This is a genomic window from Streptomyces sp. NPDC043853 (genome assembly GCF_056436025.1).
Genome location: NZ_JBWKDJ010000017.1, coordinates 146,420 through 161,102, shown reverse-complemented (window position 1 = coordinate 161,102; position 14,683 = coordinate 146,420). Strand labels below are relative to the sequence as shown.

Genomic DNA, 14,683 nt, shown 5'->3' with positions numbered 1-14,683 from the left:
TCCGAGCGGCGTCTGAGCAGCGCCGCCGGCTGCTGACGCAGCACCCCGGCCACCCGGCCGCGCACACCCCCATGCGCCGCAGGGCGGCACCCGGAGACCGGGTGCCGCCCTGCGGCGTTCGTGCACGCTCCGCGTGCCCTTCGTACCTGCCCTCGTGGGCTTACTTGCGCATGACCTCGGGCTCGTGGCGGCGCAGCAGGCGCGCGACCGCGAAGCCGCAGGCGACGCCCATGAGCAGCAGGACGATGATGTCCAGCGTCCACTGGCCGGCCGTGGCCTCCCACAGCGGGTCGAGGTTGGTGGGGTCCTGCTTGTCCCACGGCGGCATGAGGTGGGCCAGGTCCAGGGTGGTGCCGGCCGCGGCGACGGCCCAGCGGGACGGCATCAGCCAGGCGAACTGCTCCAGGCCCGGGGAGTCGTACACCTGGAAGAGGATGCCGGTGAACACGACCTGGACGATCGCGAACATGACCAGCAGCGGCATGGTCTTCTCGGCGGTCTTCACCAGCGAGGAGATCACCAGGCCGAACATCATCGAGGTGAAGCCGAGGACGATCACCGACAGGCAGAGCTCTACGGCCGGGTTCATGAACAGGCCCTCCGCGGGCAGCTCGCGCGGGGCGAAGCCGATGCCGCAGATGATCACGCCCTGGATGGCCGTGATGAGGCCGAGGACGATCACCTTCGACATGAGGTACGCCGACCGGGAGAGGCCGGTGGCGCGCTCGCGTTCGTAGATGACCCGTTCCTTGATCAGCTCACGGACCGAGTTGGCGGCACCGGAGAAGCACATGCCGATCACGAGGATCAGCATGATCGTGCCGGCGTCGCCGTTGAAGCGGGACGGCGGCTTCGGCGGGGCCAGGCCGAAGTCGGCCGGGATCACGATGGAGACCACGCCCAGCACAGCGGGCAGGATCAGCATCAGGCCCATGAAGCCCTTGTCGGACGCGATCACCGAGGCGTAGCGGCGCATCAGGGTCCACAGCTGGTCGCCCCAGCCCTGGGCCTTCTTCGGGTTCAGCTGCTGCGGGGAGGGCATGGTCACCGACTGCGGGGCCTGCGCGTCCAGGTCGGCGGCGTACAGCTGGTAGTGCTGCGAGCCCTTCCAGCGGCCGGCCCAGTCGTAGTCGCGGTAGTTCTCGAAGGCCGAGAACACGTCCGCCCAGGTCTGGTAGCCGAAGAAGTTCAGCGCCTCGTCCGGCGGGCCGAAGTACGCGACCGAGCCGCCCGGGGCCATCACCAGCAGCTTGTCGCACAGCGACAGCTCGGCGACGGAGTGGGTGACCACCAGGACGGTGCGGCCGTCGTCCGCCAGACCGCGGAGCAGCTGCATGACGTCGCGGTCCATGCCCGGGTCGAGGCCGGAGGTCGGCTCGTCCAGGAAGATCAGCGACGGCTTGGTGAGCAGCTCAAGGGCGACGGACACGCGCTTGCGCTGGCCGCCGGAGAGCGCGGTGATCTTCTTGTCCTTGTGGATGTCGAGCTTGAGCTCGCGCAGCACCTCGTCGATGCGGGCGGCCCGCTCGGACTCGGCGGTGTCGCCGGGGAAGCGGAGCTTGGCCGCGTACTTGAGGGCCGTCGCGACCTTCAGCTCCTTGTGCAGGATGTCGTCCTGCGGGACCAGGCCGATGCGCTGACGGAGCTCCGCGAACTGCTTGTACAGGTTGCGGTTGTCGTACAGGACGTCGCCCTGGTCGGCGGGGCGGTAGCCGGTGAGCGCCTTGAGCAGCGTCGACTTGCCGGAGCCGGAGGGGCCGATGACGCCGATCAGCGACTTCTCCGGGACGCCGAAGGTGACGTCCTTGAGGATCTGCTTGCCGCCGTCGACGGTGACGGTGAGGTGGCGGGCCGAGAAGGAGACGTCACCGGTGTCGACGAACTCCTCGAGGCGGTCGCCGACGATCCGGAACGTGGAGTGGCCGACGCCGACGATGTCGTTCGGGCCGAGCTGGGCGCTGCCGGACTTGGGCAGGGCCTGGCCGTTGACGTACGTGCCGTTGTGGCTGCCGAGGTCGTGGATCTCGAAGCGGCCGCCGGTGGCGCGGAACTCCGCGTGGTGGCGCGAGACCTGGAGGTCGGAGACGACCAGCTCGTTGTCCAGGGCACGACCGATCCGCATGACGCGGCCGACGGCGATCTGGTGGAAGGTCGTCGGGCTGCGGTCCGCGTAGCCGCCGATGCCCTGGGCGCCGCCGACGGCCGGGCCCTGGGCGGCGGGGCGGTGGCCCTGCTGCTGGGGCACGTGCGGCTGGTGGTAGGCCTGCGGCTGCTGGTGCGCCTGCTGCTGGTGCTGGTGCCCCTGCTGCTGCGCCTGTTGGGCGTACGCCTCGTGGGCCTGCGGGGCCTGCTGGGCCTGCTGGGCCTGCTGCTGGGCGCCGGGCCAGGCGGCCTGGTGCGCGGCTTGGTGCTGCTGCGGGGCCGCGGCCGCGTGCGCGGCCGGAGCGGCAGCGCTGAAGTTCAGCCGGGGGCCGTCGTTGGCGTTTCCGAGGTGCACCGGCGTTCCCGGCGTGATCTCGGTCTGCTGGACCCTGGTCCCCCGCACGTACGTGCCGTTGGTGCTGCCGTGGTCCTCGATCCCCCAACCCCGGCCGTTCCAGGTGATGGTGGCGTGCCGCCACGAGACGCGGGCGTCGTCGATCACCACGTCACCCTGGGGGTCGCGCCCCAGTGTGTACGACCTGGACGCGTCGAGGGTCCAGGTCCTTCCGTTCAATTCCAGTACGAGTTCCGGCACTCCAGCCCCACTTGTTGTCCCCCGAGAAATCCCCCTGCGTCAGGGAGTCTAGGGATCGCGAACATCCGGGGGAACTATTCCAGGCCCGCGAGCACAAGTGGAATCCGGGCCTTGTTGACGCCGTCGAAAGACGCCCGGAAAGTGCGATAGGGGACTTCTCGCACCGCCACGGCAGCCGGGGGTGGTTGACGGGCCGGATCCGCCTGGGCGGAGTCGCGCTGTCGTCGGTGGCCCCGGTGGGCTGGTCGGTGGTCGGTCGTGGCGACGGCGGTGACCGCCGGGCCGGGACTGCGGCTGATGGGTGCGGACGCGGCGGGCGGTTCGCCGCTCGCGCGGACCGCGGCCGTGGTGGTGCCCGCGACGGGCAGTTCGGCACTGCCTTGGCGCGCGGGTCTCGGTGCCAGCGCCCGGGAGCTCGGGTGCAACCGCCGAAGTGCCCCTGGACGTCACCCCCTTGGGCGGCTCGCCGGTGGGCGCGCTGGTGCCGGCGGGGCTGTTCTCGCGGTCGGTACGTACCGGCCGGACCGGTGGACTCGCCGCGCGGGCGGGGGCGATGGCGGTGGCGGTGGTGTTCACCGCGTCGGTGGGCGGCCCTGGGTTGACGGGCTCGACGCGGTGCCCTGGAGGGACCGGCGCTGCCGGCGCCCGCGCCGACAGGTCTGCCCCGTGTGCCCGGGAAGGCGGGGGCGCCCGGGCACGGCGAGGTCGACCTCGGGGGCTGCTTCCGGGCGCGGGGGCGCTTGCCCGCTGGACGACGGCTGCGCTCACGGCGGGGGCCTTCGCCGCAGCCGGGCTCCGGGCCATCGCCGGAGCCGCGCTCGGGCCGCTGCCGAAGCCGCGGTCCGGGCGATCACCGCAGCCGGGCTCCGGGCCGTCACCGACGCCGGACTCCGGGCCGTCACCGGAGCCGAGGTCCGGGCGGTCACCGCAGCCGGACTCCGGGCCGTCACCGGAGCCGGGCTCCGAAGCCTCCGCCTGTTCCGGAACCTGACGGTTCCCGGGACGGTGACGGTCACGGCTCGGCCATGGCCGGTACGGCGGCCGGCGTTCGCTCCGCCGCCACCGCCACCGCCACCACCACCGCCACCGCCACCGCCACCGCCGCCACCACCGCCGTAGTCGGCGGCGGCGGGCTGACGGGCCCTGCGGGGCGATTCCGCCACCCCGGCCCTCCCCGAAACGGTGGCCTCGGCCCCAGACCCCACCCCCGGTCCGGGCGACCCCGTCGTACCGGGCCTGTCGGCCGGTGGGGCCGGTCGCGCAGTTCCCCGCGCCCCTGACGAGTGCGGCTGCGCCGCAGCCCCACCCCGCCCCGGTGTGGGCAGGCGTTCCACGGGCGAAGGCGGCCCCCGGACGGAGTCCGGGGGAAGCCGCAGCGGAGTGGTCGGCGGGGCCGGGCCGGTGAGGCCACCGCTCGGGCGACGAGGAGTGAGACGGGGTGACCACTCCGCGGGCGGACGGGATACGGTGAGCGGACCATGAGCGCTTCGCAGACCTTCGACGTCCCCACCCTCCTCGTCAAGATCTTCGGCAAGGACCGTCCCGGGATCACCGCCGGGCTGTTCGACACCCTTGCCGCCTACTCGGTCGACGTGATCGACATCGAGCAGGTGGTCACCCGTGGCCGCATCGTGCTGTGCGCCCTCGTCACCAAGCCGGCCGCCGGCTCCGAGGGCGAGCTGCGGGCGACCGTGCACAGCTGGGCCGAGTCCCTGAAACTGCAGGCCGAGATCATCTCGGGCACCGGTGACAACCGGCCGCGCGGCAGCGGGCGCTCCCTGGTGACGGTGCTCGGCCACCCGCTCACCGCCGAGTCGACGGCCGCCATCGCCGCCCGGATCACCTCGACCGGCGGCAACATCGACCGTATCTTCCGGCTCGCGAAGTATCCGGTGACGGCCGTGGAGTTCGCCGTCTCGGGCGCCGAGACCGAGCCGCTGCGGACCGCGCTGGCCACCGAGGCCGCCCAGATCGGGGTGGACGTGGCCGTGGTGTCGGCCGGTCTGCACCGGCGGGCGCAGCGCCTGGTGGTGATGGACGTGGATTCGACGCTGATCCAGGACGAGGTCATCGAGCTGTTCGCGGCGCACGCCGGATGCGAGGAGCAGGTGGCCGAGGTGACGGCCCGCGCGATGCGCGGCGAGCTGGACTTCGAGCAGTCGCTGCACGCCCGGGTGGCCCTGCTGGAGGGTCTGGACGCGTCCGTGGTGGACAAGGTGCGCTCCGAGGTCCGGCTGACGCCCGGTGCCCGCACCCTGGTGCGGACGCTGAAGCGGCTCGGCTACCAGGTGGGTGTGGTGTCCGGCGGGTTCACGCAGGTGACGGACGACCTGCAGGAGCGGCTCGGGCTGGACTTCGCCTCGGCGAACACGCTGGAGATCGTGGACGGCAAGCTGACCGGCCGGGTCACGGGCGACATCGTCGACCGGGCGGGGAAGGCCCGGCTGCTGCGCCGGTTCGCCAAGGAGGCCGGCGTGCCGCTGGCGCAGACGGTGGCGATCGGCGACGGGGCCAACGACCTGGACATGCTGAACGCCGCCGGACTGGGTGTGGCCTTCAACGCGAAGCCGGTGGTGCGGGAGGCCGCGCACACCGCCGTGAACGTGCCCTTCCTCGACGCCGTGCTGTACCTGCTGGGGATCACCCGCGAGGAAGTCGAAGCCGCCGATCTGGCGTAGGGCCCCTTCACCCACCAGGGATTACAACACCGGGTGGTTGGTTTTTACCGCAGCGCCCGACCGGGACTTCCGGTCGGGCGCTCCTCGGTTCCGGCCACTCGCCCGGCCGGTTCGGCTCCCCCCGGGGGGCCGCGTCGGGCGGTTTCAAACCCCTACGAAGCCGCCTGAGCACAAGAGATAATTCGGACAAGTGGTGGCCAAAGTCGCCCTATTCCCTCGCCCCTCGCGAGAAATACTGTGATCGCGCTGCCGCGACCGCGGTAGAGGTCAACGATCCTTCTTGATCGTTCAGGGGGCGGAATGATGACTCGAACCATGCTCGTCACCGGGGGTTCGGGGGGAATCGGGCGGGCCTGCGTGCAGAAATTCGCCCAACAAGACGACTGGACGGTCTGGTTCACCTACCGGAACGGCCGGGACCGGGCCGAGGCACTGGTGGAGGAGCTCGCCCTCACCGGACGCGCCAAGGTCGAGGCCTTCCCCTTCGACCAGGGGGACTGGGCCGACCACGAGCGGCTCCTGAAGGAGTTACCCGGGCCGGTCGACGTCCTGGTGAACAACGCCGCCGTCGGTTCCAAGACCATCGAGCAGTACGCCGACGGCCCCCGGCACACCACGGCCTCCGCGTTCTTCCAGATCAACGCCGTCGGCCCGCTCTGGCTCACCGAGCAGCTCCTCCCCGGCATGCTGGAACGCGGCTTCGGCAAGATCATCAACATCTCCAGTGTGGGCGGCGGGATCTTCCAGTTCCCCGGCTTCCACCCCGCCGACGGGATGAGCAAGGCCGCCCTCACCTATCTGACCCGGCACCTCGCCGCCGAACTGGCCCACACCCCGGTGCAGGTCTTCGCCCTCTGCCCGGGTGCCGTGGAGACCACGATGTTCCAGGCCAGCACCCTGGACCGGCTCTCCGACCAGGAGCGCGAGGCCCTCACCGCCCGGCTGCCCGGCAGCCGCATGATCCGCTCCGAGGAGATCGCGGAGCAGGTGTGGTGGCTGGCCGGCGAGCATTCCGCTCCGCTGCACGGCGCCGTCATCGACGCCTCCATGGGCCTCGGGGTCAACCCCGGCCTGCTCACCGCCGCCGGCACCGTCAGCGGGAGGTCCTGATGGTGTCCCGCCAGGCCGCCCGGCTGCTCGCCGACACCCCCGCCATCGCCGACGCCCACTTCCGCGCGGAGGCCGACCCGTACGACGCCCGCCGGAACCCGGACGGCTACCTCAACCTGGGCACCGCGGAGAACCGCCTGCTCTGGGACCTGCTCCGGGACCGGCTGGCCGCCCTGCCCCCGATGACCGAGGCGACCGCCCGCTACGCCCCGCTGCACGGCTCCGCAGTCCTCCGCGGACGCGTCGCCGCGCTGCTCTCCGGCAGCTTCCGTACGCCCCTGGACCCGGACGAGCTGGTCGTGATCAGCGGGGCGACCGGGGCCTTGGACGCCATCGCCTCCGTCCTGTGCGATCCGGGCGAGGCGATCGTGGTGCCCGCCCCCTACTACGGGGCCTTCGACACCGACCTCGGCGGCCGCTCCGGTGCCCGGGTGCTGCCCGCACCGCTCTCCCCCGCCGACGGGTTCCGGCTGACCGCCGGTGCCGTCGACCGGGCGCTGAAGGAGGCCCGGGCGGCGGGCACCACGGTCCGCGCGGTCGCGCTCTCCTCCCCCTCCAACCCGGTCGGCGAGGCCCACCCGCCCGAGGTCCTCGCCGAGCTGCTGCGCGTGGTCCGGGAACACGACGTGGACCTGGTCTCCGACGAGATCTACGCCCACTCGGTGTTCGGCGGACCCGGCTTCACCAGCGCCGCGGACCCGGCCGTCAACCCGCACTGGGCGCACCGCACCCATGTGGTCTGGGGCTTCGCGAAGGACTTCGGACTGCCCGGCCTGAAGGCCGGGGTCCTGCACACCCGCAGCCCCGGCGTCCTGGCGGCGGCACGCGCCATGGCCTACTTCGCGCCCGTCTCCACCGCCACCCAGGAGACCCTCGCGGGGCTGCTGTCCGACCCCCAGTGGGTCGGGGCCTTCCTGGAGGCGGGCCGACAGCGGCTGGCCGGCTCGTACCGGCACCTGTGCGGCCTGCTCGACGCGTACGGGATCCCGTACGCCCCGGCCGACGCCGGCTTCTCGGTCTGGCTGGACCTGCGCCGGTGGCTTCCCGGCGCCGGCTTCGAGGCCGAACAGCGACTGTGGCGCGAGCTGTTCGGGACGGCGCGGGTCAGCATCCTGCCGGGCGGGGCGTTCCGCTCGCCGGAACCGGGCTGGTTCCGGCTGTGCCACGCCGTCGAGGCGCCGCTGATCGCCGAAGCGGTCCGCCGGATCGCCGCACACCTGGGCACCCCGGCCGCACCCCGCCCCGTACGCACCGCCCCCGTCCTCCTGTCCGCACCGAACACCGCCGCGCCGAACACCGTCACGCCGAGCACCGCCGCACCGAACGGAGACCGCGCATGAGCACCGCACCGGGTCCCCTCGACCGCTGGTACGAGACCGCGGGGGTACGCGGCGGAGTACGGCGGATCTTCCACGCCGAGGCCGAACAGGGCCGGGTGTTCTTCCCCGAGGCCCTGGTCCCGCACCTGTCCCACCCCGAGGTGAAGGCGCTGGCCCCGGAGCGGGTCCGCGAGGTCTGCGTACGCCACCTCTACCAGTTCCTGCACTCGACCACCCATCTGGAGACCCGGGTGGTCAACGGGGCCGCCGAGCCGGTCGCCAACGGCACCACCGGCCTGCACTTCCCCACCGCCCTGCGGATGGACGCCTTCAAGGTGTACTGCGACGAGGGCTACCACGCCCTCTACAGCCTCGACCTGGCCGACCAGATAGCCGCCGTCACCGGCATCGCCGTGCCCGAGGTCGACTACGGCGGCTTCGTCACGGCGCTGCAGGAGAGCGGCCGGCGGCTGCTGCCCGAGGACCCGGTCCTCGCCGGGCAGTTGCAGGCGGTGGTGTTCGAGACGCTGATCACGGCGGTGCTCAACGAGGTCCCGCAGGACCCGAACGTGGTGAGCACGGTCCGCGAGCTGATGCGCGACCACGCCAAGGACGAGGGCCGCCACCACCGGTTCTTCTCCGCCTTCTTCCTGGAGCTGTGGGCCAGGCTCGACGGGCGCCGTCGCGTCCTCGCGGCCCGGGCACTGCCCGCGATGATCCGCGCGGCGCTGGACTGGGACGTGGAGCCGGTGCGGGTGTCGCTGCGGCTGGCAGGCCTGGACGAGGAGCGCACGGAGGCCGTGATCGCGGACAGCTACGGCGGGGACGCGGGGGTCGGCCGGATCCAGACCGTCTCCCGCTCCACCCTGCGGCTCTGCGCCCAGGTCGGCGCGTTCGACCTGCCGGGCGTGGCGGACGCGTTCGCCTCGTACGGCCTGCGCGCACCGGAGGACACCGATGTCTGACACCCGAGCGGGATCGGTCACCTACGCCGAGTACCTGCGGCTGCCCCAGCTGCTGGCGCTGCAGGCGCCGCTGGCCGACGGGGTGCACGACGAACGGCTGTTCATCACCGTGCACCAGGTGCAGGAGCTGTGGTTCGGCCAGTTGCTGGCGGAGCTGGCCGACGCCCGCGACCGCATCCTGCGGGGCGATCCGCGAACGGCCCGGGCCCGGTTCGTACGGTGCGCGGGGATCACCCGGGTGCTGATCGACGGGATGCATCCGCTGCGCGGCATGCCTCCTCGGGAGTTCCACGCCTTCCGCGGGGTGCTCGGCCGCAGCAGCGGCGCGCAGTCCGCCCAGTACCTTGAGATCGCGGCGCTGTGCGGTGCCGACTGGGTGCGCGGGGAACACGGCGCCCGGGCGCTGGCCGGGCTGGGCCACGGGGAACGGGAACGGCTGCGCGGGCGGCTGGCGGAGCCCACCGTGTGGGAGGCGTTCGTGGCACTGCTGGACAAGGCGGGGTTCCCGGTGGAGACGCGGGCGGAGCGGCGGACGGCGTTCGAGCGGCTCGCGCTCCTGCCGGACGAGGGCGGTCCGGCGGACCACGCCGAACTGTCGGAGCTGGTGGAGGCGCTGGTCGACCTCGACGAGGTCTGGACGGAGTGGCGGGCCTGCCACGCGCTGCTCGTGGAGCGGCAGATCGGTGGGGCTCCCGGGACGGGCGGCAGCAGCGGGGTGGCCCACCTGCGGGCGGCGGTGCACCGACGGTTCTACCCGGAGCTGTGGGAGGCGCGGACCGTGGGTGGGCCTCCCTTGGCGGCACGCTGAGCGATGGGCTCGGCGCCCGGCAGCCGGAACCACGGGGCCGACCCGGCCACCGGCCGCCCGGCCGGTGGGCCCGGCGGCCGGTGAGCCCGGCGGCCGGTGAGCCGCTCGGTCCGCCCGGCCGCCCGGGACCACTGCGTCCGCCCGGCCTGCCGGGACCGCTGCGTCCGCCACGCCACCGAACGGACACCTGGCCGGCAGGTCCGCCAGGGCCGTGGGCCAGCCTGACCGGAGGGGCCGCCTGACCGGAGGGGCCGCCTGACCGGAGGGCCGCTGAGCGGCGCAGCCCGCCCGGCTGCCAGGGACCACTGCGTCCGCCCGGCCGCCGGACCCCTGGCCACCTGGCCGGTCGGCCGCTGAGGCGGCTGGGCCTGCCCGGCCGCCAGGACCTTGGGGTCCGCCAGGACCTTGGAGTCCGCCAGGACCTTGGAGTCCGCCAGGACCTTGGAGTCCGCCAGGACCTTGGAGTCCGCCAGGACCTTGGGGTCCGCCAGGACCGCGGGCCGCTCGGCCACTGGGTTCGCGCCCGGCCGCCGGGCTACCGGGCTACCGGGCTACCGGGCTTGCGGCCGCCGCGCAGGTGTCCGCGGGGGCGAGTCGGTCGGCTCCCGCCGCCGGGTGGGTGTCGGCCGTTGCCACGCCCGTGCGGGCACGGCTGCCGTACCCCGCCCGCCGTGTGGGCAGGCGTGCCGCAGGGCCATGGGGTCCCTCTGTTCCAGCGAAGCCGGGAGCTCGGGGCCGGGGGAGGCGGGCACCCCGGCCCGCACGGGCGCGCGCAGCCTCGCTCGCGCCCCGACCTCGCTCACGGGCCGAACCCGACTGGGCACCGCACCGCTCCCGGCGCTGCCGGCCGACTGCCGGACACCCGGAAGCCCGGACGCACGATGGCGGTCCGGGCTTCCGTCTGCCTGCTGCGTGCTGCCTGCTGCCGGAGGTCAGTGGTCCTGCGGGGTCCAGAACTCGGCCAGGGTGCCGACGCCGTGCTCCACGGACTTCCACGAGCCGGTGAAGGTGAGGACGGCCAGGGCGGCGGGCGGGAAGCCGCGCAGGGTCAGCCGCTGCAGGGTGTCGCCCTCGGCCCGGCCGGCCAGGGCGTCGGCGAGGGCGTGCATCCCGGGGTTGTGGCCGATGACCAGCAGGTCGGAGACATCGTCGGGGGTCTCGTTGAGCAGGGCGATGAGCTCGCCGAGCGAGGCCTCGTAGAGCCGCTCCTCATGGACGGTCTTCGGCCGGTGCGGCAGCTGCTGGGCGGCGAGCTTCCACGTCTCCCGGGTCCGGGCGGCGGTGGAGCAGAGGGCCAGGTCGAAGTCGATGCCCATCTCGGCCAGCTTCAGGCCGACGGCCGCGGCCTCCTGCCGGCCGCGGTCGGCCAGCGGCCGGTCGTGGTCGGCGACCTGGGGCCAGTCGGCCTTGGCGTGCCGGAGGATGACGATCCTGCGGGGTGTATCGGCGCTCATGGGACCCAGCTTCGCACGAAAGCGACCGTCGGGCGCAGGGTGTTGAAGGAGCTCACCCGCCGGGGGCGGATGCGCTCCGGGGCGCCCCGGCGGGTGTCCTCGGGCAGTCCGGGTGGAGTGCCCGAGGACCTCCGGTCGAGGCGGCCTCGGACGTACGGCCGCGGCCTCCTCAGGGCAGTTGGCCGGGACGGCCGACAGGGCACTTGGCCGGGACGGCCGCCCGGGCAGTTGGCCGGGCGACCGCCCGACAGCCGGGCCGCACACCACCGCGGCAGCCTCGGGCAGCAAGCCGGACAGCGGGGCCGTGCACCGTCGGGCAGCCGGGTGGACTGACCTCCGACCTCCGGTCGGGGCGGTGTCGGGCATGCGGCCGGGGCGTCCTCGGGGCAGTTGGCCGGGACGGCCGACGGGGCAGTTGGCCGGGCGGCCGCCCGACGGCCGGGCCGTGCGCTCCGGGGGCCGGGGTCGGGCGGGTCGGCCCAGGTGTCCCGGGAGGGGTGGCGGCGGTCAGCGCAGGAGCCGGAGGATCTCCTGGGCGAGCAGTCCGAGCACGGAGGTGTCGGGGGTGCCGGAGGCGGTGCCCGCCTCCGCCGGGCCGCCGAGGAGCAGGAGCAGGAGGAGCGAGAAGGCCAGGGCGGGCAGGGCCATGCCCCACCAGGTGAGCCGGGCCTGCGCGTCGTTGCCGCGGGCCGGCCGGATCGTTGCCGCCATCGCCGCCTCCTGGTGTCCCCCGCCGGTCGCGCGCGTCGTCGCGCGCCTTCACCTGCGAATCTACGGATCCACGGCGGCGGTTCCCATCGGGGTCCCACCCGAGTTCACCCTGAGCCTGACCCCCTAGGGGATGGTGGGGTCAGCCCCACCGTGCTGGCGGGCGGAGGCTGCTCAGGGTGCGGCGATGGTCGCGATGATGGCGATGAGCACGGTGACGCCGAGCATCGCGCCCAGCAGAATGCCGAGCTTCCTGTGGCTGTTCTGGGGGTTCGGTTCGAGAACGGGCATGTCCGTCAGTCTCGCATGCCGCATTCGTCCTCGATCGTGCGGTCCCGGCCGGCCAGGACGCCCAGCACGATCTGCGGCACGAGGAGCCCGGCCATCACGGCCAGCGGCAGGTCCCAGCCGCCGCCGTGCTGGTAGAGGGTGCCGATGAGCAGCGGGCCGGGGATGGACATGAGGTAGCCGGCGGACTGGGCGAAGGCGGACAGCTTGACCACGCCGGCCGGGGACTTGGCGCGCAGTCCGATCATCGTGATGACGAGGGGGAAGGCGCAGTTGGAGACGCCGAGGAGGAGGGCCCAGACCCAGGCGCCCGCCACGGGGGCCAGGTAGAGGCCGAGGTAGCCGACGAGGCCGAAGGCGCCGAGGGTGACCGCGATGGGGCCCTGGTGGCGCATCCGTCCGGCGAGGCCGGGGATGACGAAGGCGAGCGGGACGCCCATCACCATGGTGACGGCGAGCAGCACGCCGGCGGTGCCGGCGGAGACCCCGGCGTCGCGGAAGATCTGCGGCAGCCAGCCCATGGTGATGTACGCGCTGGTGGCCTGGAGTCCGAAGTAGCAGGCCAGGGCCCAGGCGGTACGGCTGCGCAGCACGCGCGGGCCCGCCGCGGGGGCGGGGGCGCCGGCCGGAACGGCGGCTCCGGCCCGATCGCGGCGGTCGGCACGGAGTACGGCCGGCCAGGGCAGGACGGCGAGCGCCGCGAGCCCGGCCCAGACCACCAGGCCGGCGCGCCAGTTGCCGTGCAGGAGGCCCTTGGTGAGGGGGACGGTGGTGGCGGCGGCCAGGGAGGTGCCGGCGGCCAGGGCCATGGAGTAGAGGCCCGTCATGGTGCCGAGCCTGGCCGGGAACCACTTCTTCACGATCACCGGCAGCAGCACGTTGGTGAGCGCGATGCCGGCCAGGGCGAGGGCGCTGAAGGCGAGGAAGCCCGCGGCGCCGTCCATGAGGGGGCGGATCAGCAGGCCGGTCGCGACCATGGCCATGCCGGCGCAGACCACCGCGGCCGCGCCGAAGCGGCGGGAGAGCCTGGGCGCGGTGACGCCGAAGACGGCGAAGCACAGGGCCGGGACGGAAGTGATCAGTCCGGCGACGGTGCCGCTCATGTGGAGCCCGGTACGGGCCTCCTCGAACAGGGCGCCCAGGCTGGTGATGGCGGGCCGCAGGTTGAGGGCGGCGAGCACGATGCCGACGAGGAGGACCGGGGCGAGCCAGGCCGGCTGCGCCGGGCCGGCCGCCTGAGCGGTGGGGTCGGCGGGGGCGGCCGGGGAGGTGGCCGCGAGGGTGCCGGAGGCCGCGGAGGGCCGGTCGAGAACGGGTATCTCTTCGTCGCGCATTGAACCATCATAGAATCATGGGATGATTGGTTGTCCAGCTCCACACTGACACGTCAGCAGTGACACCGAAGACTCCGCAGTGACACCGAAGAAACCGAAGGGGACTCCTCTCATGCCGTTGACCTCGCCCCGGCGCTCCGCGCTGGCCGACCAGGTGATCGCCCAGTTGCGGAACCAGATCACCTCGGGCGAGTGGCCGGTCGGGAGCCGTATCCCGACCGAACCGGAACTGGTGGAGCTGTTGGGGGTGGCGCGCAACACCGTCCGCGAGGCGGTCCGCGCCCTGGCGCACAACGGCCTGCTGGACATCCGGCAGGGATCCGGCACCTACGTGCTCGCCACCAGCGAGCTGGCCGGGGTGATGCACCGCCGGTTCGCGGGCGCGGACCCGCGGCACATCGCGGAGCTGCGGTCGACCCTGGAGTCCTCGGCGGCCCGGCTGGCGGCGGAGCGGCGCACCGAGCGGGACCTCGTACAGCTGGACGCGCTGCTGGCCCGCCGCGAGGAGGCGTGGGGGTCGGGGGACGCGGAGCGGTTCATCGCGGCGGACGTCGCCCTGCACATGGCGGTGGTCAGCGCCTCCGGCAACGAGGTGCTGATCGAGCTGTACGCGGACCTGGGCGACCTGATCCGCGACTGGCTGCGCGGGGACGTGGGCACGGAGCTCACGCCGGAGTCGCACCTGGACCACGGGCGGCTGATCGAGGCGATCCGGCGCGGGGACGCGGACACCGCGGCCTCGGAGGCGGCGGGCTACCCGTTCGCCTGCCTCGGCAGGCAGTAGGGCCGGTCAGCCCCGCCGGTGGCTGACCCAGGCCGAGCGGACCTCCTTCCAGCACCGGCCGGCGACCTCCACCCGGGCGGCCGGGTCGACGGCCACCGGGGCGCTGTCCCCGTCCAGGTCCCACCAGCGGTCGCACTCGACGTGCAGCCGGACCAGGTCGGTCTCCGGGTAGGGGTTGTGGCAGTAGGCGGTGACGGAGGAGCCGCTGATGGCGGTGCGGCAGTCGGCGCCGAAGAGCTCCTCGACCGGGAGGCGGGCGGGCTGGGCGGGGGGTTCCACGGGCAGTTCGGCCACGTTCACACTGGCCCCGTCCGCCTGGAGCGGCTGTTCCACGGCGCCGGGCACCGTGCCGCCGGGGCGGCGCGCGGGGTCACCGGTGGGGGGCTGCGCGAGCGCCCCCGGGATCAGGAGACCGGTCAGGACGACCGAGGTGACCAGCAGGGGGACCGTCCGGCTCCGCCTCGCACGCACTCGCTGGCCCTCCTCCCCACGGCGCGC

General features: G+C 73.6%; 12 protein-coding genes. 6 read left to right on the top strand and 6 right to left on the bottom strand.

Going from position 1 to position 14,683, the window contains the following annotated elements; genetic code table 11:
• Positions 1–160: 160 nt before the first annotated feature.
• Complete coding sequence (locus tag AC067U_RS32885) at positions 161–2,737, bottom strand: ABC transporter ATP-binding protein/permease (protein WP_478833474.1); 2,577 nt, start codon at positions 2,735–2,737, stop codon at positions 161–163.
• A gap of 1,478 nt (positions 2,738–4,215) precedes the next feature.
• Between AC067U_RS32885 and serB the strand changes: the two genes are divergently transcribed.
• The 5 genes from serB to AC067U_RS32860 all read left to right on the top strand — a co-directional run bounded on the left by serB (position 4,216) and on the right by AC067U_RS32860 (position 9,617).
• Positions 4,216–5,415, top strand: a complete 1,200-nt coding sequence (gene serB / locus AC067U_RS32880) for a phosphoserine phosphatase SerB (RefSeq protein ID WP_478833473.1) — start codon at positions 4,216–4,218, stop codon at positions 5,413–5,415.
• 300 nt (positions 5,416–5,715) lie between these two features.
• Positions 5,716–6,525 carry an SDR family NAD(P)-dependent oxidoreductase gene (locus AC067U_RS32875; protein WP_478833472.1) on the top strand — a complete coding sequence of 270 codons (810 nt, stop codon included), beginning with the start codon at positions 5,716–5,718 and terminating at the stop codon, positions 6,523–6,525.
• Positions 6,525–7,865 carry an aminotransferase class I/II-fold pyridoxal phosphate-dependent enzyme gene (locus tag AC067U_RS32870; protein ID WP_478833471.1) on the top strand — a complete coding sequence of 447 codons (1,341 nt, stop codon included), beginning with the start codon at positions 6,525–6,527 and terminating at the stop codon, positions 7,863–7,865. The genes AC067U_RS32875 and AC067U_RS32870 overlap by 1 nt, the downstream gene beginning before the upstream one ends.
• Entirely contained in the window at positions 7,862–8,809 is a 948-nt protein-coding gene (locus AC067U_RS32865) for a diiron oxygenase (RefSeq protein ID WP_478833470.1), read from the top strand. Before AC067U_RS32870 ends, AC067U_RS32865 begins: the two co-directional genes overlap by 4 nt.
• Positions 8,802–9,617 (top strand): tryptophan 2,3-dioxygenase family protein, encoded by an 816-nt coding sequence (locus tag AC067U_RS32860; protein WP_478833469.1) that lies wholly within the window; start codon positions 8,802–8,804, stop codon positions 9,615–9,617. Before AC067U_RS32865 ends, AC067U_RS32860 begins: the two co-directional genes overlap by 8 nt.
• Positions 9,618–10,549: 932 nt before the next feature.
• Here AC067U_RS32860 and AC067U_RS32855 read toward each other — a convergent pair.
• From AC067U_RS32855 to AC067U_RS32840, 4 genes are all read right to left on the bottom strand, one after another.
• On the bottom strand, positions 10,550–11,071 hold the full coding sequence (locus AC067U_RS32855) for a SixA phosphatase family protein (RefSeq protein ID WP_478833468.1): 522 nt from the start codon (positions 11,069–11,071) through the stop codon (positions 10,550–10,552).
• 507 nt (positions 11,072–11,578) lie between these two features.
• The gene (locus AC067U_RS32850) at positions 11,579–11,782 is read right to left on the bottom strand and encodes a hypothetical protein (RefSeq protein WP_478833467.1); all 204 of its coding nucleotides are present in this window, start codon (positions 11,780–11,782) and stop codon (positions 11,579–11,581) included.
• 171 nt (positions 11,783–11,953) lie between these two features.
• On the bottom strand, positions 11,954–12,070 hold the full coding sequence (locus tag AC067U_RS32845; protein WP_478833466.1) for an SGM_5486 family transporter-associated protein: 117 nt from the start codon (positions 12,068–12,070) through the stop codon (positions 11,954–11,956).
• Positions 12,071–12,075: 5 nt separating this feature from the next.
• Positions 12,076–13,401: a CynX/NimT family MFS transporter gene (locus tag AC067U_RS32840; protein WP_478833465.1), complete on the bottom strand. Its 1,326-nt coding sequence runs from the start codon at positions 13,399–13,401 to the stop codon at positions 12,076–12,078.
• Positions 13,402–13,513: 112 nt separating this feature from the next.
• On the opposite strand from AC067U_RS32840, the gene AC067U_RS32835 reads away from it, so the two are divergent.
• Complete coding sequence (locus AC067U_RS32835) at positions 13,514–14,185, top strand: FadR/GntR family transcriptional regulator (RefSeq protein ID WP_478833464.1); 672 nt, start codon at positions 13,514–13,516, stop codon at positions 14,183–14,185.
• Positions 14,186–14,191: 6 nt separating this feature from the next.
• Here the strand turns inward: AC067U_RS32835 and AC067U_RS32830 are convergent, their stop codons facing one another.
• On the bottom strand, positions 14,192–14,656 hold the full coding sequence (locus AC067U_RS32830) for a hypothetical protein (protein ID WP_478833463.1): 465 nt from the start codon (positions 14,654–14,656) through the stop codon (positions 14,192–14,194).
• Between the last annotated feature and the right edge of the window lie 27 nt (positions 14,657–14,683).

Bases quoted from the DNA above. Each gene is read 5' to 3' on its own strand.
- serB (WP_478833473.1), top strand. From the start codon at position 4,216: ATGAGCGCTTCGCAGACCTTCGACGTCCCCACCCTCCTCGTCAAGATC.
- AC067U_RS32875 (WP_478833472.1), top strand. From the start codon at position 5,716: ATGATGACTCGAACCATGCTCGTCACCGGGGGTTCGGGGGGAATCGGG.
- AC067U_RS32870 (WP_478833471.1), top strand. From the start codon at position 6,525: ATGGTGTCCCGCCAGGCCGCCCGGCTGCTCGCCGACACCCCCGCCATC.
- AC067U_RS32865 (WP_478833470.1), top strand. From the start codon at position 7,862: ATGAGCACCGCACCGGGTCCCCTCGACCGCTGGTACGAGACCGCGGGG.
- AC067U_RS32860 (WP_478833469.1), top strand. From the start codon at position 8,802: ATGTCTGACACCCGAGCGGGATCGGTCACCTACGCCGAGTACCTGCGG.
- AC067U_RS32855 (WP_478833468.1), bottom strand. From the start codon at position 11,071: ATGAGCGCCGATACACCCCGCAGGATCGTCATCCTCCGGCACGCCAAG.
- AC067U_RS32850 (WP_478833467.1), bottom strand. From the start codon at position 11,782: ATGGCGGCAACGATCCGGCCGGCCCGCGGCAACGACGCGCAGGCCCGG.
- AC067U_RS32845 (WP_478833466.1), bottom strand. From the start codon at position 12,070: ATGCCCGTTCTCGAACCGAACCCCCAGAACAGCCACAGGAAGCTCGGC.
- AC067U_RS32840 (WP_478833465.1), bottom strand. From the start codon at position 13,401: ATGCGCGACGAAGAGATACCCGTTCTCGACCGGCCCTCCGCGGCCTCC.
- AC067U_RS32835 (WP_478833464.1), top strand. From the start codon at position 13,514: ATGCCGTTGACCTCGCCCCGGCGCTCCGCGCTGGCCGACCAGGTGATC.